Consider the following 22,340-nt stretch of genomic DNA (forward strand, 5'->3'; position numbering starts at 1 on the left):
GAACTAGCGCGAACCCCAATTCCACGCGGGGACGTCCATGAACCCCTGGCCGGCGACGTCGGTACCGGCAGGCCCTGGCGTCAGTTCGATGCGAGCGCGCTCGCCGACGCCGTCGACGAGCGCCGGCGCGTGCGAGACGACGATGACCTGTGTGCGTTCCGCCGCGCGAACCACGAGCCGTGCGAGCGCGGGAAGAAGTGTGATGTGCAAGCTCGACTCCGGCTCGTTCAGCACGATGAGTGGCGCGGGGCGCGCCGGAAGCAGGGCGGCGCAGAGCAACAGGTAGCGCAGCGTGCCGTCGGACAGCTCCGCCGTCTCGAGCGGGCGCAGAAGACCCGGCTGCTGCAACGTCAGCCGGAACAGCCCGTCGGAACTCTCGACGCGCACGCGGCTTCCCGGAAATGCCTCGTCCACTGCGCGGTCGAGATCGGCGCCGAAACCCGCCTGGACGACGGTCTCCCAGACGGCGGCGAGGTTCGATCCGTCGTGGGCGAGGGTGTGTGACCGCGTGCCGACCTGAGGCCGGCGGGCGGGAGCATCGGCATCCACGCGAAAATGGTCGTAGAACCGCCACCCGCTCATCATCCGGCGCAGCCCCAACAGTTCCGGGGCGGTGTCGCCGTCGGCGAGGTCGGTGACGATGCTTTCGTACGGGGCGAGCTTCTGGTCGAGATTCGTCCATGCGCCCTCACGCACCCGCGTGTTCTGTCGGGTCCGGTCGATCAGCAGCGTCGACGGTTTCGCCACCGTGCCGGCGAACACCTGCTCGCGCTTGATCTCGGGGTCACGGGCGAACGGATCGCCTCGCTCCGCCTGCGGGATGCCGAGGTCGACGAGATAGCCGAGCTCGTCAGACGCGAAGCCGAGGCGCACCGCAACGGGTCCCTTCCGCACGGTTCCCTGCGTGCCGCCCGACTCCGCCCCCGCCCACAGCAGCGACGGGAGCCCGCCCTCGCGCGCGACCGCGCCGACGAGCTCGCCACGCGCCGCGGAAGCGAGCAGGCGCAGCGCGCGATACAGGTTGGATTTTCCGGAGCCGTTCGGTCCGGTCACGACGGTCAAGGGCGCCAGCGGCACGATGACATCGCGCAGCGATCGGTAGCCGGCCACGGCGAGGGTCTTCAGCATCCTTCCACTGTGCCAGGAGCCTCCGACGTGCCCGCCGGATAGTGTCGAGTGTGTGACTGATCTCTCCGCGGCCTCCTCGTCTCCGCCGGCTCTGCAGCTTCGCGGCCTCGTCAAACGGTTCGGCGAGAAGTCCGCGGTGGCCGGAATCGACCTCGATGTGCCGGCGGGATCCTTCTTCGGCCTCGTAGGTCCGAACGGGGCCGGCAAGACGACGACGCTGTCGATGGCGACGGGGCTGTTGCGACCGGATGCCGGTGCCGCCTGGGTGCACGGCGTGGACGTCTGGGCTGATCCCGTGCGCGCCAAGTCGGTCATTGGCAACCTCGCCGACGGTGTGCGCCTGTTCGACCGTCTCACGGGGGAGCAGCTGATCACCTACACGGCGATGATGTTCTCTCTGCCGCGGCCGCAGATCCCCGGGCGGGTGTCGGACCTCATCGAGATGATGGACCTCCGCGAGTCGGCTGGCACGATCGTCGCCGACTATTCCGCCGGCATGACCAAGAAGGTCGCGCTGGCGTGTGCCCTCGTGCATGCGCCGCGGCTGCTCGTGCTGGATGAGCCGTTCGAGTCGGTCGATCCCGTCTCGGCGGCGAACATCGAAGACGTCCTGCGCGGCTACACCGCCTCGGGTGGCAGTGTGATCGTCTCGAGTCACTCGATGGATCTCGTCCAACGGATGTGCGATCACGTCGCGGTCATCGCTGCCGGCCGTGTCTTGGCCGCCGGAACCGTCGATGAGGTGCGTGGCGAGCAGAGCCTGCAGGATCGGTTCGTCTCGCTGGTCGGTGGACGCCACACGAGCGAGGGGCCGCAGTGGTTGCGACAGTCCTGAGCCTGCGATACCGGATCCTCGGCAACTCACTCGCCCGCAGACCGTGGCAGCTCGTCGGCTTCTGCTTCGGTATTGTCGGCGCCCTCTCGGCCCTCGCCCTCGCCGTCGCGACGTTCGTCGGTGTCGCCGTCGCCGACTCCGCCGAACTGTCGCGCGTTGTCGTGGTCGTCGGGGGATCGGCGCTGTTGTTGGGCTGGCTCCTCGGACCGCTCCTGATCGCGGGGACCGAATCGACGGTCGACGCGAAGCGCCTCGCGCCGTTCCCGCTGACGACCGCGCAGGTGATGCGCGCGCTCGCTGCGACGGGGCTCACCGGGGTTCCCGGGATCGTCACGACTCTGGCGGCGCTCGCGACAGTGATCGTGTGGATCGCCTGGCCCGTGGCCGCGCTCGCGGCCGTGCCGGCAGCCCTCGTCGGTGTCCTGACGTGCGTCGTCGCGACGCAGGCTATGGTCGCCCTGAGCGCCGGCCTGGGCGGCAGCCGGCGCGGCCGAGAACTCATCGGCACGGTGGTTCTTGCCGTTCTCATCATGACGGGGCCGATCCTGACGGGCGTGCTCGCACTCGTCAGTGGCACGAATGATCTGGGGAGCCGATTCGCGCAAGCCGCGGCTGTACTCAGCTGGACACCGCTCGGCGCAACGTGGGCTGTCCCGGCCGACATCGCCACCGGTGACCTGCTCGCCGCGCTCGCGAAGGCGGCGATCGCGCTCGCCACCCTGGGTGTGGTGTGGTTCCTCTGGGCGCGTGCCCTCGAGCGCTCCACCTCCGCCACCGCGCGCCCGGCTCCCCGTGTCGCGAGACCCGGTGCACTGGGCCTGTTCGGATGGATGCCGACCGGCGGCATCGGCGCGACGTGGGCGCGGTCGTTGACGGCATGGACGCGGGATCCCCGCTATCTGCGGCAACTGCTGGTCGTGCCGCTCTTTCCCGTGCTGTTCGCCTTCACGTCGGGGATCGACGGCGCCATGTTCGTCTCCTCGGCGGTCATCGTCGCCTTCGTGATCGCGATCGCCGGCTACGCCGACATCTCGTACGACGGCACGGCGTATGCGTCGGTGTTGGCGACCGGCATCCCCGGGCCGGCGGACCGTCTCGGCCGCGCGCTGGGGTCGGCCTCCATCGGGATCCCGCTGACGCTGCTCACGGCCGTCGTCACGACCACGCTCGCCGGAGCGCTCGGACATGTGCCGGCCATCGCGGGCGCGGCGCTCGGGATCCTGCTGACCGGCTACGGGGTAACGGCGGTGTCGTCTGCAATGGTCATCGCGCCTGTGCCGGCACCGGGCGACAGCCCGTTCAAGAGCGTGCCGGGCCAGACTTTCGTCGGCGGTCTGCTGGTGTTCCTCGTCTGGGGTGCCAGCATGCTGCTGGCATCACCCGCGATCGTGCTGGCCATCCTGTCAGCGGCGGTGGGGCAGCCCGCCCTGGGCTGGGTGGCGCTTGTGACCGGGCTCCTCGTCGGGGGAGGGATCGCGGCGGCCGGCATCGCGATCGGCGGGCGGACGCTCAACCGCACCGGCCCCGATCTCCTCATGAAGATCAAGGCGCTTCCGACCAGCTGAGCAGCGCTCCTCGATTTGCGATGCCGAAGGTCGCAGCGCTAACCTCGCGGAATGTCCTCGACCGCAGCTTCCGTCGTCTCGACGGTGTTGCGCGCGCGTCGACGTCTGTCCGGCCGCCGACTCTAGGCGACCCTGCGCGCTCCCCGCCTGTACGGGTCGAGCCGTCGGTTCGCCGCTTCGGGCCCTATCCAGACGACACGTCACGAGACAATAAGGTGGGACAATGACCTATTCGGTCGCCGTTTCCGGCGCTTCCGGCTATGCAGGGGGAGAAATCCTGCGGCTCCTCGCGGCGCACCCCGACGTCGAGATCCGCACCGTCACGGCGCATTCCAACGCGGGTCAGCCGTTGATCGAGCATCAGCCGCACCTGCGGTCACTTGCGCACCTGACGCTGCAGGCGACGACACCCGAGATTCTCGCCGGCCATGACATCGTCTTCCTCGCGCTCCCGCACGGGCAGTCAGGCCAGTACACGGACGCGCTCGACGATGTGCCGCTCGTCATCGACGCGGGTGCGGATCATCGCCTGACCTCGGCGGATGCGTGGGACGCGTTCTACGGCGGAGACTTCCACGAGCCGTGGGCCTACGGCGTCCCCGAACTTCCGGTCGGCGGCGCACACCAGCGCGCACACCTCGTCGGCGCGACGCGGATCGCGGCGCCGGGCTGCAATGCATCGACCATCGCTCTCTCGCTCGCGCCGGGTGTCGCGGCCGGAGTCATCGATCCGAGCGACATCGTCTCCGTCCTCGCCGTCGGCCCCTCGGGGGCGGGAAAGAGTCTCAAGGCGAATCTGTTGGCGAGCGAGATCCTCGGCTCCGCGAACCCGTACGCCGTGGGGGGCACGCACCGGCACATCCCCGAGATCCGACAGGCTCTGGCTGCCGCCGGTGGCGAGGACATTCGGATCTCTTTCACTCCGGTGCTCGTGCCGATGAGTCGCGGCATCCTCGCGACCTCGACGGCGCCGATCGTCGACGGGGCGACGGATGCCGAGATCCGCGCCGCGTGGGAAGACGCCTACCGCGAGGAGACGTTCGTGCAGGTTCTTCCCGCAGGACACTTCCCGCGGACGGCGGATGTCCTCGGCGCCAACACCGCTCTTATGGGCCTCGCGATCGACCGGGCCGCGAACAGGGTCGTCGTCGTCACCGCGGTCGACAATCTCGTCAAGGGCACCGCTGGTGCCGCCATCCAATCGATGAACATCGCCCTCGGCCTCCCCGAGGATCGGGGCCTGAGCGTGAACGGAGTGGCACCGTGAGCGTCACCGCACCACAGGGTTTCGACGCATCCGGCGTCGCGGTCGGCCTGAAGTCGACCGGCAAGAAGGACGTCGCCGTCGTCGTCAACCGGGGACCGCGGAAGGCCGCAGCTGCCGTCTTCACGAGCAACCGTGCCAAGGCGAACCCGATTCTCTGGTCACAGCAGGCGATCGCCGACGGCGTGGCCGAGGCCGTCGTCCTGAACTCCGGCGGAGCGAACTGCTTCACCGGAAGCTTCGGTTTCCAGACCACACACCAGACCGCCGAGCGGGCGGCTGAACTGCTGGGTGTGAGCGCCGGGGACATCATCGTCTGCTCGACAGGCCTGATCGGCACGGGCGACGAGGTGTTCCGTGCGCGAGTGCTCGACGGCGTCGAGCGGGGTATCGCGGAACTCTCGCCGACCGGCGGCGACGCTGCCAGCGAGGCGATCATGACCACCGACTCACGGGCGAAGCGCGCTGTGCACACGCACGAGGGGTGGACGGTCGGGGGAATGGCCAAGGGCGCGGGCATGCTCGCGCCGGGGCTTGCGACGATGCTCGTCGTCATCACGACCGACGCCGATCTCTCGGCGTCCGAACTCGACACCGCGCTCCGCCATGCGACGCGGGTGAGCTTCGACCGGCTCGATTCGGACGGGTGCATGTCGACCAACGACCAGGTGACCCTCCTCGCGAGCGGGGCTTCCGGCCTTCACCCCGAGCTGCCCGTGTTCACGGCGGCATTGACGAGCGTCTGCCTGGATCTCGCCGAGCAGCTGCAGGGCGATGCCGAAGGCGCCAGCCACGACATCGCGATCGAGGTCGTGCGTGCCGCCTCGGAAAGCGATGCCGTCGAGGTCGGCCGGGCGGTCGCCCGCAACAACCTGTTCAAGGCCGCGATCTTCGGAAACGACCCGAACTGGGGCCGGGTTCTGGCCGCCATCGGCACGACGACGGCGGCCTTCGATCCGTATGACGTCGACGTCTCGTTCAACGGTGTGCGCGTCTGCACGGCCGGCGGCCCCGACCGGCCCCGCGAGGATGTCGATCTGACTCCGCGCGCGACCCGCATCCTCATCGACCTCAAGTCGGGAACGGATACCGCCACGATCCTCACCAACGACCTGACGCACGACTACGTCCACGAGAACAGCGCGTACTCCTCATGACCGATCTTCAGCAGACCACTCCGGAAGAGGCGGCGGTCAAAGCCGGCGTGCTCATCGAGTCACTCCCGTGGCTGCAACGCTTCCGCGACCAGATCGTCGTCATCAAGTACGGCGGCAACGCGATGGTGTCCGAAGAGCTGCAGGACGCGTTCGCTCAGGACATCGCCTACCTGCGGTTCGTCGGAGTCAAGCCCGTCGTCGTGCACGGTGGGGGACCGCAGATCTCGCAGATGCTGGACCGTCTGTCGATTCCGAGCGAGTTCAAGGGCGGATACCGGGTCACGAGCACCGAGGCGATCAGTGTCGTCCGGATGGTGCTCACCGGACAGATCAACCCGCAGCTTGTCGCCCGTATCAACGCGTTCGGTCCGTTCGCGACGGGGCTTTCCGGTGAGGATGCCGGGCTCTTCGGCGGACGCCGCCGCGGGGTGATCGTCGACGGCGCGGAACACGACCTCGGGTATGTCGGCGATGTCGTGGAGGTCGATCCGCAGCCGGTCCTCGATCAGTTGGCCGCCGGGCGTATCCCGGTGGTGTCGTCGATCGCCCCCGACCTCGATAACCCGGGGCATTCGCTCAACGTCAACGCGGATGCGGCCGCGGCGGCTCTCGCCATCGCACTGCAGGCGACCAAACTCGTCGTCCTGACCGATGTGCCCGGCCTGTACGCGGATTGGCCGAACCGTGACTCGCTCGTCTCGCATTTGACGGCGACGCAGTTGCGCGAGATGGTGCCGACGCTCGAATCGGGCATGATCCCGAAGATGCAGGCGTGCTTGGATGCGGTCGACGGCGGCGTCGATACGGCCGCCATCATCGACGGTCGTCAGCCCCACTCGGTACTGGTGGAGATCTTCACAGAACACGGAATCGGAACAGAGGTGGTGGCGGGATGAGCGCGGCAACAGAGGCGACGAGCTGGCGGGACGATGCCGCACGCGATCTGGTGCGCAACGCCGGCGATCGCTTCGCTCTTTTCACTCGTGGCGAGGGATCACACCTGTGGGATGGTGACGATAAGCGCTACCTCGACTTCCTCGGCGGCATCGCCGTCACCTCGCTCGGGCACGCGCATCCGGTCTTCGTCGAGGCGGTCAGCCGGCAGGCGGCGACCCTCACGCACGTGTCGAACTTCTTCGCAACACCGCCTCAGCTTGCGCTCGCCGCCCATCTGAAGCGGCTCGCCGGCACAGGAGAATCGGGCCGGGTCTACTTCGGAAACTCCGGCGCCGAAGCCAACGAAGCAGCCTTCAAGCTCGCCCGACTCCAGGGTGGTACCGAGCGCCCGCGCATCCTTGCCATGCGAAACGCCTTCCACGGTCGCACGATGGGAACGCTCGCGCTCACCGGCAAGGACTACATGCAGGCGCCGTTCCTGCCAATGGTGCCTGGGGTGGAGTTCATCGAGTCCACTGTCGAGGCGCTCGAAGAGGCGCTCGACGAGCGTGTCGCCGCGCTCTTCGTCGAGCCCATCAAGGGCGAGGCGGGAGTCATCGACCTCCCGGACGGCTACCTCGCGGCCGCACGGGAGCTCACGACCCGCCACGGCGCCCTGCTCATCGTGGACGAGATCCAGACCGGCGCGGGCCGGACCGGTGAGTGGTTCGCCTTCCAGCGCGACGGCATCACGCCCGATGCGATCACCGTCGCGAAGGGCATCGGTGGCGGGTTCCCGATCGGTGCGCTGATCACGTTCGGCGCGGCGAGCGAGCTCTTCTCGCCCGGCACGCACGGCTCGACGTTCGGTGGCAATGCGCTCGCGACGGCGGTGGCTTCGGCCGTGCTCGGCGAGATCGAACAGGCCGGGCTCGTCGACAACGCTGCCGTCCGAGGGGAGCAGCTTCGGGCAGCGATCACGTCGATCGACTCGTCGCTCGTGGTCGGATGCCGGGGCCGAGGGCTGCTGATCGGGATCGCCCTGGCGCACCCGATCGCCGGGGCGGTCGTCGCGGCGGCGCAGCAGCACGGCCTGATCATCAACGCGGCCAACGACACGACCATCCGCATCGCCCCGGCGCTGACGATCGGCGACGTCGAGATCGATGAGTTCCTCACGTTGTTCACCCAGACCCTGCGGACGGTCGAGGATGCCTTGCTCCTGGACCAGCCCGCATCCACGACACCCACGGAGGTGCCCGCATGACCCGTCACCTGTTGCGCGATGATGACCTGACCTCGGCCGAGCAGGCCGAGATCCTCGATCTCGCGCTGGCATTGAAGAAGGACCGCTGGAAGCTCACTCCCCTGGAGGGGCCGCAGACCGTCGCCGTCATTTTCGACAAGTCGTCGACGCGCACGCGGGTCTCGTTCGCGGTCGGCATCGCGGACCTCGGTGGATCGCCGCTCATCATCTCGACGGCCAACAGCCAGCTGGGCGGCAAAGAGACGCCCTCCGATACGGCGCGCGTGCTGGAGCGTCAGGTGGCGGCCATCGTTTGGCGCACGTACGCTCAAGCGGGGCTCGAGGAGATGGCACGCGGCACACGCGTGCCGGTCATCAACGCGCTGAGCGACGACTTCCACCCCTGCCAACTGCTCGCCGACCTTCTGACGATTCGGGAGCACAAGGGGGAGCTCGCCGGGCTCACCCTCACGTTCTTCGGCGATGGTCGCTCCAACATGGGACACTCGTACCTCCTCGCCGGGGTGACCGCCGGCATGCACGTGCGCGTCGCCTCGCCCGAGGCCTACGCACCGCGGGCCGACGTGGTGGCCGACGCGCAGCGGATCGCTGCGGAGACGGGCGGTTCGGTCACGCTGTCGGCCGATCCGCTCGAGGCGGCCGCCGGTGCGGATGTCATCGTCACCGACACGTGGGTCTCGATGGGCAAGGAGGAGGAGAAGGCGTCGCGCCTGCGTGACCTCGGACCCTACAAGGTCACCGCCGACACCATGGCACACGCCGATGCCGGGGCGATCTTCATCCACTGTCTGCCCGCTGACCGCGGGTACGAGGTCGACGCCGCCGTCATCGACGGACCGCAGAGCGTCGTGTGGGATGAGGCCGAAAACCGTCTGCACGCGCAGAAGGCGCTCCTGGTATGGCTGCTGCGTCAGCAGTGACGATCACGTGAACACCGCCGAGCGCGGTCGGTCTTTCCTCGACGGCCCGTCCCGGCTGCAGGGGATCGACCTGGCGCGCGCCCTGGCCGTGTGTGGCATGTTCGCGGCGCATCTGATCGCGTTGCCGCTTCCTGTCATCGGCGATCCTGCCACGTGGATCGGGGTGGCCGGGGGGCGATCCTCGATTCTGTTCGCGACGTTGGCGGGCGTCTCGCTCGCGCTCATCACGGGGGGTCCGACACCCATCACGGGTCCCGCACGCACGACGGCGCGGTTGCGTATCGTCGTGCGTGCCGCGCTGCTCTGGATCATCGGCATCCTGTTGATCGCCACCGCCGTGCCGGTCTACGTCATTCTCCCGGCGTATGCGCTGCTCTTCGTCCTCGCGCTGCCGTTGCTCGGGTGGGGCGCCAGGGCGCTCTGGATCATCGCGGGAGCGAGCGCCCTCACGCTGCCCTGGCTGCAGCCGGTGTGGAACGCCCTGCCGATCTGGCAGGGGATGGTCGGCAATGATCTGTCGCTGATGCTCGGCTGGCACTACCCGTTCACGTTGTGGATCGTCTTTCTGGTGGCGGGGCTCGCGATCGGCCGGTCCTCTCTCCGCGCGGGGCGGACCCAGGTGTGGCTCCTGATAGGGGGTGCGGCGGCGGTCGTGCTGGCGGCGATCGCGGATGCCGTCTTCACCGCACAACCGGACACCTACCTGGCTGCAGTCTGGACCGCCGAGGAACACACCGGTGGCCTCCTCGAGGTCGTGGGCTCGGGCGGCGGTGCGGTCGCGACGATCGGTGCGTGCCTTCTGCTGTGCCGAACGCCGGTCTCCACCGTGCTCCTCCCGCTCCGCGCGGTCGGCGCCATGCCCCTGACGGCATACGTCGGCCAACTGGTCGCGTGGGTCATCGTGGCCGCGCTGCTCCTCGGTGACGTGGAGGATCTGACGGGGTTCCGATCTCTGTCGCCCTTCTGGCCGTTCGTGATCGCGACGATTCTCTTCTGCACCTCCTGGGCGCTCGTTGTCGGGCGGGGTCCCCTCGAGGGGCTGCTGGCTGTCTGTTCCCGTCGCCTCGTTCCGGCCGCGCGCTGACTGGCGCCGTCCCCGCCCGTATCGGGGTGAACGGCCGCCGCCGATAGGCTGAGCAGGTGACTTCCTCGACCTCCCACGGCACGAACGACGGCGCCCTCTGGGGTGCCCGTTTCGCCTCCGGCCCCTCTCCCGAACTGGCCGCGCTCAGTCGTTCGACCCATTTCGACTGGGTCCTCGCTCCCTACGATCTGGCCGGTTCTCACGCGCACGCTGTGGCCCTGGCCGCTGCCGGATACCTCACCGCCGACGAAGAGACCCGCATGCATGCCGGCCTCGACGCCCTGGCTGGTGCGGTGGAGTCCGGCGCTCTCGTCGCCCAGCCCGGTGACGAAGACGTGCACGGCGCGCTCGAAGCCGCCCTGATTGCCGAAGTGGGTGCCGAGCTGGGCGGCAAGCTCCGCGCCGGCCGCAGTCGCAATGACCAAATCGCCACGCTCGTCCGGCTGTACCTCCGCGATCATGCATCGGTCATCGCCCGCGACGTCCTCCGCGTGATCGACGCGATCGTCGCGCAGGCCGAGGCGCATCCGGCGGCCATCATGCCGGGTCGCACACACTTGCAACACGCACAGCCGGTCCTGCTCGCCCACCACCTCCAGGCGCACGCCTGGCCGCTCGTGCGCGACCTGGAGCGGCTCCGGGACTGGAGCGTGCGAGCATCCGTCTCGCCCTACGGCGGGGGAGCGCTCGCCGGATCCACGCTGGGCCTGGACCCGCAACTCGTTGCGGATGAGCTGGGCCTTGCCCGGCCGTCGGAGAACTCGATCGATGGCACGGCGGCACGCGATGTCGTGGCGGAGTTCGCCTTCATCACGGCCATGATCGGCATCGACCTCTCTCGTTTCGCGGAGGAAATCATCCTGTGGAACACGCGCGAGTTCGGTTTCGTCACGCTCGATGACGGGTACTCCACGGGTTCCAGCATCATGCCGCAGAAGAAGAACCCCGACATTGCCGAACTCGCCCGTGGTAAGGCGGGCCGTCTGATCGGCAATCTCGCGGGCTTGCTGGCGACGCTCAAAGCGCTTCCGCTGGCGTACAACCGTGACCTGCAGGAAGACAAAGAGCCGGTCTTCGATTCGGTGCAGACGCTCGAGGTCGTCCTGCCCGCATTCGCGGGGATGATCGCCACTCTGCGCTTCGACGCCCATCGGATGGCCGAGCTCGCCCCTCAGGGCTTCTCGCTGGCGACGGACGTCGCCGAGTGGCTCGTCAAGCGCGGTGTGCCGTTCCGTGACGCCCATGAGATCTCGGGTGCTCTTGTCCGCGCGTGCGAAGAGCGCGCGATCGGCCTCGAGGATGCCGACGACGCTCTGCTCGCAGAGGTGTCGACGCATCTTTCCCCCGAGGTACGCGAGGTTCTCACGATCGAGGGATCAGTCGCCAGTCGTACGGGGGTCGGGGGCACGGCTCCCGTGCGCGTCGGTGAACAGCGCGCGGAATTGGTTGCACGGGCCCAGAGTGCGGCTGCCTCCCTGATCAATCCTGAATATCGACTTTAGGCTTATTTTTGTGATTTATCAGTGATACTCTCATGTCATGAGTGTCGCTGTGATCGCCGACATCGTCGGCTCCCGTGGCCTGGCCGATCGAGCGGTGGCGCAGCGCATCATCGACCAGAGCGTCCTGACCGTCGAGCAGGATTTCCCGTCCGCAGAGCGTCCGCTGCAACCCACGGTCGGTGACGAACTTCAAGGCGTGTACCCGACGGTGACCGCCGCGATGTCGGGGCTCCTGTTGCTGCGGCTGGTCTTGCCGGAAGGGATCGACTGCCGCTACGGGATCGGCATCGGAGCGCTGATCGAGGTGCCGTCGCGGGTCGGTGCGCTGGCCGAGGGACCGGGATGGTGGGCGGCGCGCGAAGCGATCGACATCGTGCACGCACGTCAGGCGCGATCCGTTCGGGGGTCGCGCACGTGGATCGTGGCTGCAGATGAGGCGGATGCTGTCGGCACTCACGTCGCCAACGCCTACGTGCTCGCGCGTGACCAGGTGATCAGCGAGATGAGCGAGCGGACGAGGCGGCTCACCTACGGCCGGCTCCTCGGCCGCACCCAGGGTGAGCTTGCTCGCAGCGAGGGGATCACCCAGTCGGCCGTGTCCCAGGCTCTTGCGACGGCCGGCGCCGGGGCCCTCATCGAGGGCTTCGCGCAGTTGCAGATCGCGGGAACAGCGGCGGGCGAATCCTGATCACCAGATCGCGAGTCGGAGCACTCCGGCGACCGCGCATGCCCACAGCAGGCTCGCCAACGTCCCGACGATGAATCTCTCCCGTGCGGCGGGAGTCGCCAGCTCCGTGAAGCGTCCGACTCCCTTGACGGCGACGACCACGGCGATCACCGCGGGGAAGCCGGCAAGGACCCCCAGGATGACCGAGAGGCGTTCGAGGTAGCCGATCGTGAGGCCGCCGCGCAGGATTTCCTCCTGGCGCGGGCTCGATTTCTCGGACATGAGTTCGACGAGGATCCCTCCGCGCGTTCCCTCCGCGGTGCGGCCGCCGTCGGCGACGGCGAGCACCCACCGCGTGAACGGGTCACCGCCGACGGTTCCGAGCGCCGTCCCCACGAGAGCGAGGATCGCGCCGAACAGCAGCGGCACGTTGTAGGGGAGGACCGTCACCGAGATGAGACAGAGCACCACCAGGCCCGCGGCGATCACGAGGGGGACACCGCGGGGTCTGCGCAACGAGACGGTGACCAGCACCAGTGCCCCGCACAGCGCGAGGAACAGGAAGATCACGACCAGGGTCGTGGTGAGGACGTCGGCAGAGGCAGCCACGTCGTCAGTCTGACACGCCCTCCCGACGCCGTCCGGGTGCCACACGGCGGGCAGCGGCCCCGCTGATAGCCTGGAGCGCGTGTCTGAACCCGCCGTGAACACCGCACCGACCGCCCTGGAACCCGCCAACGACCCGGCGTTCGAGAACGTCTGGGACGAGATCGTCTGGCGCGGACTCGTGCACGTCTCGACCGACCAAGAGCAGCTCCGGGAACTCCTCGGCGGAAGCCCCATCACCTACTACTGCGGGTTCGACCCGACGGCCCCGAGCCTGCACCTGGGCAATCTCGTCCAGCTGCTGACGATGCGCAGGCTCCAACTCGCCGGACACCGGCCCCTGGGGCTCGTCGGGGGATCCACGGGTCTCATCGGTGACCCGCGTCCCTCTGCCGAGCGCACGCTCAACACGAAAGACACGGTGGCGGAATGGGTCGGCTACCTGCGCTCGCAGGTCGAGCGGTTCTTGAGCTTCGAGGGTGAAAACACCGCGCGGATGGTCAACAACCTCGACTGGACCGCGCCGCTGAGTGCGATCGACTTCCTCCGCGAGATCGGCAAGCATTATCGGGTCGGCACGATGCTGAAGAAGGATGCCGTCGCCGCCCGCCTGAACTCGGATGCGGGCATCAGCTACACCGAGTTCAGCTACCAGATTCTGCAGGGGATGGACTTCCTCGAGCTGTACCGACAGTACGACTGCGTCCTGCAGACCGGCGGATCCGATCAATGGGGCAACCTCACCAGCGGGACGGACCTCATCCACCGCGTCGAGGGTGCGTCGGTCCACGCGATCGGGACGCCGCTGATCACCAACAGCGACGGCACGAAGTTCGGCAAGAGCGAGGGCAACGCGATCTGGCTGGATGCCGCGATGTGCAGCCCGTACCGCATGTACCAGTTCTGGCTCAACACCGACGATGCCGATGTCATCGCCCGCATGAAGATCTTCACGTTCCTCACGCGCGCCGAGATCGAGGAGCACGAGCACCTCGTCGCTGCCGAGCCGTTCCGTCGCGCAGCGCAGAAGCGGCTCGCGCGAGAGGTGACGACATTCGTCCACGGGCCAGCGGCCACCGCTGCCGTCGTCGCGGCATCCGATGCGCTGTTCGGTCAGGGAGATCTCACGACCCTCGATCCGGAGGTTCTGCGCGCGGCGCTCGCGGAGTTGCCGAACGCGGAAATCCCCGCGGGAACCGCGGTCGTCCAGGCGCTCGTCGACACGCAGCTCGTCGCGTCGCTCTCGGAGGCGCGCCGGGCGATCGCGCAGGGCGGCGTGAGCCTCGACGGTGTCAAGGTCGACGATGAGGCGGCGGCCGTTGCGGGTTCGCTGCCGGGTGGGGTGTCCGTGCTGCGGCGCGGCAAGAAGACCCTCGCGGGCCTCTTCGTCACTGCCGTCTGACCGCTGACGGATGCCGTTCACCCCCGCGCACGCCGTCGTCGCGCTGCCGTTCCTGCGCACTCCGCTGCTTCCGGCCGCGATGGCGATTGGCGCAATGGCGCCGGACCTTCCGCTGTTCGTGCGGGGGACGGCCATCAGCTACCAGGCGACCCACACCAACGTGGTGCTCTCGACCATGCTCGCCATGGCTCTCTTGGCACTGTGGTATCTGGTGCTGCGGCCTGCCGTTCGGGAACTGACGCCGAGGCCGATCGCCGCTCGCCTGCCGGGGGAGTGGGATGCCACCGGATCAGCCGCGTGGTCTGCCGTGCGTGCGTCGCGCCCGGGCGCCGAGCGGCCGATCTGGGGGCGTCCGCTCGTGTGGGTCATCAGCGTGACTGTGTCGCTCCTGCTGGGAGTGCTTTCGCACATCGCGTGGGATGCGTTCACGCACGAGGGTCGGTGGGGGCTGAGCGTATTCCCCGCGCTCGCCCAGCAGTGGGGCCCGCTGGCCGGCAAGTGGGTGCAGTACGGATCGGGCGTGGGCGGCCTTCTCCTGCTCGCCGTCATCGGTGGCGTGTGGCTACGGCGACGACCGACATCGGACGTCCGCCGCGTGCTTCCCGATGCGGCGCGGGCGCTGTGGTGGATCTCCCTTCCGCTCATCCTGGTCGTCGCGTGGGTGTGGGGGAGCATCACCTTCGGCGCATTCACATCCGAGTGGACCCCGCAACACCTGGCCTACCGGGTGCTCCCCCCGGCGTGTGCCGTTTGGGCGGTCCTCACGCTGGCGCTGGCTGTGGGCATCCTGATTGTGCGTCGCACCGCCGTTCGAAAATAGCGACGGCGCGGGTGGCGCGGTAATGTGAACGTACACATCGAGGTGAGGCGCGTGAACGAAACTGGCGAGGAACGCACGCGGACGGCGAGTATCCGCGATGTCGCCCGCGCCGCCGATGTGTCGTATCAGACCGTGTCGCGCGTCCTGAACGATCATCCGAGCATCCGGCCGGCTACCAAGCAGCGTGTCCTGGATGCGATGGAGGAACTGCGCTATCGGCCCAACCAGGCCGCGCGTGCTCTGGTGACGAGTCGATCGAGCACGCTCGGTGTGATCCTCGGCTCGCGCGGTGAATACGGCCCGACCTCGTCCCTCGCCGCGCTCGAGGACTCTGCGCGGGAGCAGGGATACTGGGTCAACTCCGCGTATCTGCGCGACACGAAGCCCGAAACAATCCGGGCCGCCGTCGAACATCTCCGCCGACAATCGGTCGAGGGGATCGTCGTCCACGCGCCGCAAGTGCGGGTCTTCGACATCCTGGCCGAACTGAACGTCGATATTCCCTATCTCGGCCTGAATACCGCTGAACGCGGCATCGTCGAACTTGCCGAGGACCAGGTGCGGGGCGGTCGGATGGCGACCGAACACCTCATCGAACTCGGACACGTCGAAATCGTGCACGTGGCCGGCCCCCAGGACTGGATCGAGGCGGAGAGTCGGATGCGCGGATATCTGCATGCCCTGTCCGACGCCGATCTCCCCACGCGCGCGCCGATCCTCGGGGACTGGACGGCGGATTTCGGATACCGCGCGGCGTTGGAACTGTCGCATCGTCTTGATTTCACGGCCGTCTTCGCGGCCAACGACGCGATGGCGATCGGATTGATGCACGGATTCCGTGACGTGGGCATCGATGTTCCTCGACGCGTGAGCATCGTGGGGTTCGACGACATTCCTCTCGCGGCACATAGTTGGCCTCCGCTGACGACCGTCCACCAGCAGTTCGCGAGCCTCGGCCGTCGCGCCGTCGCCGAACTGTTGCGACTGATCAACGCCGACGACGCGCCGCCGCTGGTCGCCTCGATCGAACCGAGTCTGGTGGTCCGCGCCTCCACGGCGCCGGCGTTCGGCCACCAAAAGTGACGCTTCGATAACGGCCCCATCCGTGGATTGACACCACGGGTGGAAAGGTGCACGATGAGTGAGCAATGTGAACGGTCACATTTAGCCGCCCCGCAACGAACGCGGAACGGAAGACGAGGAGGTCGCGCCGCATGACCGACGCAGTCCCGATTCTGGAGATGCGCTCCATCACCAAGGAATTCCCCGGGGTCAAAGCCCTGTCCGACGTGTCGATCACCGTAGGTGCCGGCGAGATCCACGCGATCTGCGGCGAGAACGGCGCCGGCAAGTCCACGCTCATGAAGGTGCTTTCCGGTGTTTACCCCCACGGCACCTACTCGGGGGAGATCTGGTTCCGCGGCGGCGTTGTGGAGTTCAAGGACATCCGAGCGAGCGAGAACGCCGGCATCGCGATCATCCATCAAGAACTCGCGCTGATCCCGGAGCTTTCGATCACCGAGAACATCTTCCTCGGCAACGAAATCGAACGCGCGGGCATCATCGACTGGTCGGCCGCACGCGGCCGTGCGGTCGATCTGCTGGCCCGGGTGGGGTTGCGTGACGATCCGGACACCCAGATCAAGCACCTGGGTGTCGGCAAGCAGCAGCTGGTCGAGATCTCGAAGGCGTTGGCGAAGGACGTCAAGCTGCTCATCCTCGATGAGCCGACTGCGGCGCTGAACGAAGACGACTCGCAGCACCTGCTCGATTTGATCCTGGGCCTCAAGGGCAAAGGCATCACGTCGATCATCATCAGCCACAAGCTCAACGAGATCGAGCAGATCGCCGACGCGATCACCATCATCCGCGACGGCCGCACGATCGAGACGCTCGACGTCCACGCCGGTGGCGTCGACGAGGACCGCATCATCCGCGGGATGGTGGGTCGGTCGCTCGAGAGCCGGTACCCCGATCGCACTCCGCACATCGGCGACGTGTTCTTCGAAGTGCGCGGATGGACTGTGCGGCACCCGCAGATCGCCGAGCGCCTCGTGTGCAAGGGATCGAGCATCTCTGTGCGCAAGGGCGAAATCGTCGGCCTTGCGGGTCTGATGGGCGCCGGCCGCACCGAGCTCGCCATGAGCCTCTTCGGCCGTTCCTACGGCGTGTACGAGTCCGGTCAGATTTTGATCAACGGCAAGGAAGTCGCTCTGAAGGACGTCCAATCCGCGATCGATCACGGACTGGCCTACGTGAGCGAGGACCGCAAGGTGCTCGGCCTCAACCTGCTGGACACGATCAAGCGATCGATCGTCTCGGCCAAGTTGCGCAAGATCGCGAAGCGCGGCGTGATAGACCCGTACGCCGAAAGCGATGTCGCGGACGACTACCGTAAGCGGCTGCGCATCAAGACCCCGAGCGTGGACGTGGGTGTCTCGAAGCTCTCCGGCGGCAACCAGCAGAAGGTCGTTCTGGCGAAGTGGATGTTCTCAGATCCCGATCTGCTGATCCTCGACGAACCGACCCGCGGGATCGACGTCGGAGCCAAGTACGAGATCTACACGATCATTCAGCAGCTGGCCGCACAGGGGAAGGGCGTCATCCTCATCTCGAGCGAACTGCCCGAACTCCTGGGCATCTCCGACCGGATCTACACGATCTTCGAGGGGCAGGTCACCGATGACCTCCCCGTAGCCGAAGCAACACCCGAGAACCTCATGCGCAGCATGACCTCCGCACGACAGAAGGCAGGGCGATGAGCACCGAAACGGTCCCCACGAAAAGCACAGGCGGCCTGGCCGACCTGAAGAAGATGTTCGGAGCCGGCACGTCCTCGCTCCGTCAGTTCGGCATCCTCGCGTCACTCATCGCGATCATCCTGGTCTTTCAGGTCTGGACCGGCGGCACCACCTTGTCGTCGCAGAACCTGATCAACGTCGTCAGTCAGCAGTCCTACATCCTGATCCTCGCGATCGGCATGGTGATGGTCATCATCATGGGTCATATCGACCTGTCCGTCGGGTCGGTCGCCGCGTTCGTCGGCATCATCGTCGCGAAGTCGATGAGCGAGTGGAACGTGCCGTGGCCGTTCGCGATCGCCATCGGCCTGGTCGTCGGCGTGCTCGTCGGAGCCTGGCAAGGATTCTGGGTCGCGTACGTGGGTGTGCCTGCGTTCATCGTGACTCTTGCCGGCATGCTGATCTTCCGCGGTGCCAACCAGGCGATCGGTCAGTCGACCACGACGCCGGTACCACCGGAGTTCAGCTTCATCGGGTCTGGATATCTGCCGGAGTTGCCGATCGCCGTCCCCTTCAACGTGCTGACCATGCTCCTCGGCCTCATCGGGGTCGGGTGGATCGTCTACAACGAGCTCCGTCTGCGCCGCCAGCAGGCCCGGATCGGCACGCAGTCCGCACCGCTGTGGGTCTCGGCGCTCAAAGTCATCGTTCTCTCGGGTGCGATTCTCTGGGCTGCGTGGTTGTTCGCGACGGGCCGCCCGGGAACCAGCTTCCCGATCTCCGGTGTGATTCTGCTCGTGCTTGTGGTCGTCTACTCGTTCGTCACGAACAGCACCGTGTTCGGCCGTCACATCTACGCCGTGGGTGGAAACCGCATGGCCGCAGCGCTCTCGGGCGTCAAGGATCGCCGCGTCGACTTCTTCGTGATGATGAACATGTCGGTGCTCGCCGCCGTGGCAGGAATGATCTACGTCGGGCGCGCCACGGCCTCCGGTCCGCAGGACGGAAACGGCTGGGAACTCGACGCGATCGCCGCGGTCTTCATCGGTGGAGCGGCGGTCTCGGGCGGCATCGGCACCGTGATCGGGTCGATCATCGGCGGTCTCGTCATGGCATTCCTCAACAACGGACTCCAGCTGGTCGGAGCCGGTGCCGACACCGTGTCGATCACCAAGGGGCTCGTTCTGCTTCTCGCGGTCGCGGTCGACGTGATGAGCAAGCGTCGCGGTGGTCCGTCCATCATCGGACTCCTCACACGTCGCCGCGATAAGACCGCAGAGTTCCCCACCAGTGTCCCCGCCGTCACTCCGACGTCGGGAACGAACGAGTCGAGCCAGCCGGCCGACCTTCCCAAGGGCTAGTCCCGGGGCAAGCTCGCCTCACCCCTCACAAGAGAAAGTGACGAATCAATGAAGAAGATCGCTCTCGCGGCTGCCGCCATGGCCGCCGTCGCGGCGCTGGCGCTCACCGGCTGCTCCGGCGGTGCGCGCACCGACGCGGCCAGCACGGACGCTGCTGCTACCGGCTTCGCCGCAGACGCCACGATCGGCGTCGCGCTCCCCGACAAGACCTCCGAGAACTGGGTGCTCGCGGGTGACCTGTTCACGTCGGGCCTGACGGATGCCGGATTCAAGCCGGACGTGCAGTACGCACCGGCCACGAACACGGTCGCCGAGCAGCAGAACCAGATCTCGGCCATGATCACCAACGGCGCGAAGGTCATCGTGATCGGTGCGAAGGATGGCAAGCAGCTGGGCACGCAGCTCCAGCAGGCTGCCGACGCCGGCGTCAAGATCATCGCCTACGACCGCCTCATCGAGAACACGCCGAACGTCGACTTCTACGTCGCGTTCGACAACTTCAAGGTCGGTGAGCTGCAGGGTCAGGCGCTCCTCGACGGTCTCGAGGCGCGCTCGGGTCACGGCGCTCCGTGGAACATCGAGCTGTTCTCGGGTTCGCCCGACGACGCGAACGCCGCAGTGTTCTTCGATGGTGCGATGAAGGTGCTGCAGCCGAAGATCGACGACGGCACGCTCGTCGTCGTCTCGGGCCAGACCGAGGTTGCGCAGACCGCGACCCAGGGCTGGAAGGCGGAGAACGCTCAGAGCCGCATGGACTCGCTCATGGTCGCGAACTACGCGTCGACTCCGATCGACGGTGTGCTCTCGCCGAACGACACGCTGGCACGCGCCATCATCACCTCGGTGAAGCAGGCCGGTACCGACATCACGAAGTTCACCGTCACCGGTCAGGACTCCGAAGCCGAGTCGGTCAAGTCGATCATGGCCGGCGAGCAGTACTCGACGATCAACAAGGACACGACGCTCCTGGTTGCGCAGACGATCGACATGATCATCTCGCTCCAGAAGGGTGAAGAGCCCGAGGTCAACGACACCGAGCAGTACGACAACGGTGTGAAGGTCGTTCCGGCCTTCCTGCTGCCGCCCGTCATCGTCACGGGGGAGAACGCGGCCGAGGCATACGCCAACAGCCCGAAGCTCCTCGAGATCGTGAACGCCGCGCAGTAAGCGGCCTCTCGTCTCATCGGACGGCCCTCGCTTCTCGCAAGCGGGGGCCGTTCGGCGCTCGCTCTAGCGCCACACGGGTTCGTCGCCGCCCCAGGGCCGTGGAGCGCGGAAGGCTGCGGGCCCTCCCGAATACTGCACCGCCGGCGCCGCGGTGCGGAGGAGCTGCCCCTGCACCAGGAATTCCTGCAGGTGCGCCTGCGAATCGCTGTCGCGGATGTCGGCCGTCGGTGTGGTGTGCCGCGGCAACCCGATGAGTTCTGCGGCGACGCGTCGCAGTGACGTCTCCGCGAGCCACGAACCACCCTCTGTTGCTCGCCGTACGAGGAGATCGATCGCGGCAGCGGCCAGGAGGTAGCCGGCGCTATGGTCCAGCGCCTGCGCCGGGAGCGCGCCGGGGGCGGTCGTGGCCGACTCGAGCAGCGCGATACCGCTTTCGGCCTGCACCAGACTGTCGAAGCCACGCCGCTGCGGATCACCCCAGGCGCTCAGCTGAAGGACGATGACGCCCGGGCGCGCGAGAGCGAGCGCCGTGGGGGAGAGGCCGAGCCGTGCGAGCGCCGCCGGACGATAGCCCAGGGCGACGACGTCCGCGTCCGCGAGAAGTCGGGTGAGTTGCGCTGCGCCCTCGTCGCTTCCCACGTCGAGGAGGGCGGACCGCTTGCCGTGGCCCGTGTCGAGATGCTGTGCGGATAGTTCGGGCAGGAAGGGTGGATCGATCCGGAGAACATCGGCACCGAGAAGCGCCAAAGTGCGGGTCGCGATCGGACCCGCGATCACCCGGGTGAGGTCGAGGACGCGGATCCCGCGGAGGGGAGCGGCGCGCGCCGCATCGGGGAGGGGACGAGGGCGCGCCGCACCGAGCTGAGTGACGGCAACCAGGGGATGCCGACGCAGCGCGTCATCGACGGTGGGATCCGGTACGCGCACCGCGACGCACAGGCCGCCCGCGACGCTGATCGCACGCACGGCGGATGCGGATGTCCAGCGGGCGAGTTCATGCGCGACCGCGTCGACGTCGGCATCCTCGCTCAGCCGCAGAGCACTCGCGAGTGCGGCGCGATGGTGGGGGTAGTTCGCGTGGGTGCGCACCCACCCGTCCGCCACACGGAAGAACGCAGACAAGGGAGCGAAGGCGACAGGTGGGCGGCCGCCCACGCGGAGCCAGCGCTCGCTCGTATAGGCCGTGGCCACACGGTCCGCGTCGAGCTGGACGGGCCCCACCACGTCGGCTGCGCGCATGGCGGCCCGCGTGACCGCGGAAACAGCGCGCTCCGCGAGCGCCGCAACATTCGTCCGCGAGGGCAGGGGGACCGGGCCGTTCATGGCCACACGATAGTCCCGAGGGCGCACTTTCAGCTCCCGATCTGGGAGAACGTGCGGAAGCATTCGAGGCGACACGCCCGGGATGAGACCAGGATTTGCCCGATCTGTAACCCCCGCGTAACTTATTACTTGTTCGCCCCACAGGGAAGAGCGAAAGGCCGGAAGGCCTCGCCCCCTCAAGTGGAGAGCCACCCCAACCCAAACCTCTCGGAGAGAGAACAAGACCCTTTGGTCTAGGTCGGGATCACACTTCGTGAGATGCTCTGTCATCGCCGGATCGACGACGTTCAGTCGGAAATCGCCGGTTTGACAAGCGCCGAGCGAAGTGTAAGATAGAGAAGTTGCCCTGCGGGCGAGGCTGGAAGGCTGAGTTGCAGGAGTATCCGATCCTTGAGAACTCAACAGCGTGCACTTGTCAAATGCCAAATAACCTCAACCTCATTTCGGTGGGGTGAGATTCCTTTGGATCAAGTCCAGTCCTTCTTCCGGAGGGGCTGGCGTTATGGATTGTCAGTGATGGCATCTTTTTGGTCAGTTCAAACTCGCGGAGATGAACCTATTCCGGTTTGTTGATGCAGCATTCTTTTACGGAGAGTTTGATCCTGGCTCAGGATGAACGCTGGCGGCGTGCTTAACACATGCAAGTCGAACGGTG

At 67.3% G+C, this 22,340-nt stretch carries 19 protein-coding genes and 1 rRNA gene; 17 read left to right on the forward strand and 3 right to left on the reverse strand.

Annotation, left to right across the window (positions count from 1 at the left end; all coding sequences use genetic code 11):
- Positions 1-3: 3 nt before the first annotated feature.
- Positions 4-1,128, reverse strand: a complete 1,125-nt coding sequence (locus Q0653_RS09450; RefSeq protein ID WP_298944366.1) for an AAA family ATPase — start codon at positions 1,126-1,128, stop codon at positions 4-6.
- A 52-nt stretch (positions 1,129-1,180) separates the two neighbouring features.
- On the opposite strand from Q0653_RS09450, the gene Q0653_RS09455 reads away from it, so the two are divergent.
- The 10 genes from Q0653_RS09455 to Q0653_RS09500 all read left to right on the forward strand — a co-directional run bounded on the left by Q0653_RS09455 (position 1,181) and on the right by Q0653_RS09500 (position 12,286).
- Positions 1,181-1,963, forward strand: coding sequence for an ABC transporter ATP-binding protein (locus Q0653_RS09455; protein WP_298944367.1), 783 nt, complete (start codon positions 1,181-1,183; stop codon positions 1,961-1,963).
- Positions 1,945-3,528, forward strand: a complete 1,584-nt coding sequence (locus Q0653_RS09460) for a hypothetical protein (RefSeq protein ID WP_298944368.1) — start codon at positions 1,945-1,947, stop codon at positions 3,526-3,528. Before Q0653_RS09455 ends, Q0653_RS09460 begins: the two co-directional genes overlap by 19 nt.
- A gap of 223 nt (positions 3,529-3,751) precedes the next feature.
- Positions 3,752-4,795, forward strand: coding sequence for an N-acetyl-gamma-glutamyl-phosphate reductase (gene argC / locus Q0653_RS09465; RefSeq protein WP_298944369.1), 1,044 nt, complete (start codon positions 3,752-3,754; stop codon positions 4,793-4,795).
- On the forward strand, positions 4,792-5,949 hold the full coding sequence (gene argJ, locus Q0653_RS09470; RefSeq protein ID WP_298944370.1) for a bifunctional glutamate N-acetyltransferase/amino-acid acetyltransferase ArgJ: 1,158 nt from the start codon (positions 4,792-4,794) through the stop codon (positions 5,947-5,949). The genes argC and argJ overlap by 4 nt, the downstream gene beginning before the upstream one ends.
- Entirely contained in the window at positions 5,946-6,845 is a 900-nt protein-coding gene (gene argB, locus Q0653_RS09475; RefSeq protein ID WP_298743752.1) for an acetylglutamate kinase, read from the forward strand. The genes argJ and argB overlap by 4 nt, the downstream gene beginning before the upstream one ends.
- On the forward strand, positions 6,842-8,092 hold the full coding sequence (locus Q0653_RS09480; RefSeq protein ID WP_298743753.1) for an acetylornithine transaminase: 1,251 nt from the start codon (positions 6,842-6,844) through the stop codon (positions 8,090-8,092). Before argB ends, Q0653_RS09480 begins: the two co-directional genes overlap by 4 nt.
- Positions 8,089-9,012, forward strand: coding sequence for an ornithine carbamoyltransferase (argF, locus tag Q0653_RS09485; RefSeq protein ID WP_298743754.1), 924 nt, complete (start codon positions 8,089-8,091; stop codon positions 9,010-9,012). Before Q0653_RS09480 ends, argF begins: the two co-directional genes overlap by 4 nt.
- A 7-nt stretch (positions 9,013-9,019) precedes the next feature.
- Positions 9,020-10,096: a heparan-alpha-glucosaminide N-acetyltransferase domain-containing protein gene (locus Q0653_RS09490; RefSeq protein WP_298944371.1), complete on the forward strand. Its 1,077-nt coding sequence runs from the start codon at positions 9,020-9,022 to the stop codon at positions 10,094-10,096.
- Between the two features lie 56 nt (positions 10,097-10,152).
- Positions 10,153-11,598, forward strand: a complete 1,446-nt coding sequence (argH, locus tag Q0653_RS09495; protein ID WP_298944372.1) for an argininosuccinate lyase — start codon at positions 10,153-10,155, stop codon at positions 11,596-11,598.
- Positions 11,599-11,635: 37 nt separating this feature from the next.
- Complete coding sequence (locus Q0653_RS09500) at positions 11,636-12,286, forward strand: SatD family protein (protein ID WP_298944373.1); 651 nt, start codon at positions 11,636-11,638, stop codon at positions 12,284-12,286.
- Here Q0653_RS09500 and Q0653_RS09505 read toward each other — a convergent pair whose 3' ends face one another.
- Complete coding sequence (locus Q0653_RS09505; RefSeq protein WP_298944374.1) at positions 12,287-12,874, reverse strand: hypothetical protein; 588 nt, start codon at positions 12,872-12,874, stop codon at positions 12,287-12,289.
- Positions 12,875-12,953: 79 nt separating this feature from the next.
- Between Q0653_RS09505 and tyrS the strand changes: the two genes are divergently transcribed.
- The 6 genes from tyrS (at position 12,954) to Q0653_RS09535 (ending at position 20,362) form a co-directional block, all read left to right on the forward strand.
- Positions 12,954-14,273 (forward strand): tyrosine--tRNA ligase, encoded by a 1,320-nt coding sequence (gene tyrS, locus Q0653_RS09510; protein WP_298944375.1) that lies wholly within the window; start codon positions 12,954-12,956, stop codon positions 14,271-14,273.
- A gap of 10 nt (positions 14,274-14,283) precedes the next feature.
- Positions 14,284-15,093 carry a DUF4184 family protein gene (locus tag Q0653_RS09515; RefSeq protein WP_298944376.1) on the forward strand — a complete coding sequence of 270 codons (810 nt, stop codon included), beginning with the start codon at positions 14,284-14,286 and terminating at the stop codon, positions 15,091-15,093.
- Positions 15,094-15,144: 51 nt separating this feature from the next.
- On the forward strand, positions 15,145-16,176 hold the full coding sequence (locus tag Q0653_RS09520) for a LacI family DNA-binding transcriptional regulator (protein ID WP_298944377.1): 1,032 nt from the start codon (positions 15,145-15,147) through the stop codon (positions 16,174-16,176).
- A gap of 131 nt (positions 16,177-16,307) precedes the next feature.
- A complete protein-coding gene (gene mmsA, locus Q0653_RS09525; RefSeq protein ID WP_298944378.1) occupies positions 16,308-17,855 on the forward strand; it encodes a multiple monosaccharide ABC transporter ATP-binding protein in 1,548 nt (515 codons plus the stop codon).
- On the forward strand, positions 17,852-19,195 hold the full coding sequence (mmsB, locus tag Q0653_RS09530) for a multiple monosaccharide ABC transporter permease (RefSeq protein WP_298743771.1): 1,344 nt from the start codon (positions 17,852-17,854) through the stop codon (positions 19,193-19,195). The genes mmsA and mmsB overlap by 4 nt, the downstream gene beginning before the upstream one ends.
- A gap of 48 nt (positions 19,196-19,243) precedes the next feature.
- Entirely contained in the window at positions 19,244-20,362 is a 1,119-nt protein-coding gene (locus tag Q0653_RS09535) for a sugar-binding protein (RefSeq protein WP_298743773.1), read from the forward strand.
- Between the two features lie 63 nt (positions 20,363-20,425).
- On the opposite strand, the gene Q0653_RS09540 is transcribed toward Q0653_RS09535, so the two are convergent.
- Positions 20,426-21,685 (reverse strand): CoA transferase, encoded by a 1,260-nt coding sequence (locus Q0653_RS09540; protein WP_298944379.1) that lies wholly within the window; start codon positions 21,683-21,685, stop codon positions 20,426-20,428.
- A gap of 584 nt (positions 21,686-22,269) precedes the next feature.
- On the opposite strand from Q0653_RS09540, the gene Q0653_RS09545 reads away from it, so the two are divergent.
- Positions 22,270-22,340, forward strand: a 16S ribosomal RNA gene (locus tag Q0653_RS09545); the annotation flags it as partial.

Origin of the sequence: uncultured Microbacterium sp. (assembly GCF_947488465.1) — a bacterium.
In the GTDB taxonomy this organism is placed as follows: domain Bacteria; phylum Actinomycetota; class Actinomycetes; order Actinomycetales; family Microbacteriaceae; genus Microbacterium.

Bases quoted from the DNA above. Each gene is read 5' to 3' on its own strand.
- argC (WP_298944369.1), top strand. From the start codon at position 3,752: ATGACCTATTCGGTCGCCGTTTCCGGCGCTTCCGGCTATGCAGGGGGA.
- Q0653_RS09535 (WP_298743773.1), top strand. From the start codon at position 19,244: ATGAAGAAGATCGCTCTCGCGGCTGCCGCCATGGCCGCCGTCGCGGCG.
- Q0653_RS09480 (WP_298743753.1), top strand. From the start codon at position 6,842: ATGAGCGCGGCAACAGAGGCGACGAGCTGGCGGGACGATGCCGCACGC.
- Q0653_RS09540 (WP_298944379.1), bottom strand. From the start codon at position 21,685: ATGAACGGCCCGGTCCCCCTGCCCTCGCGGACGAATGTTGCGGCGCTC.
- mmsA (WP_298944378.1), top strand. From the start codon at position 16,308: ATGACCGACGCAGTCCCGATTCTGGAGATGCGCTCCATCACCAAGGAA.
- argB (WP_298743752.1), top strand. From the start codon at position 5,946: ATGACCGATCTTCAGCAGACCACTCCGGAAGAGGCGGCGGTCAAAGCC.
- Q0653_RS09500 (WP_298944373.1), top strand. From the start codon at position 11,636: ATGAGTGTCGCTGTGATCGCCGACATCGTCGGCTCCCGTGGCCTGGCC.
- Q0653_RS09450 (WP_298944366.1), bottom strand. From the start codon at position 1,128: ATGCTGAAGACCCTCGCCGTGGCCGGCTACCGATCGCTGCGCGATGTC.
- argF (WP_298743754.1), top strand. From the start codon at position 8,089: ATGACCCGTCACCTGTTGCGCGATGATGACCTGACCTCGGCCGAGCAG.
- mmsB (WP_298743771.1), top strand. From the start codon at position 17,852: ATGAGCACCGAAACGGTCCCCACGAAAAGCACAGGCGGCCTGGCCGAC.
- Q0653_RS09515 (WP_298944376.1), top strand. From the start codon at position 14,284: ATGCCGTTCACCCCCGCGCACGCCGTCGTCGCGCTGCCGTTCCTGCGC.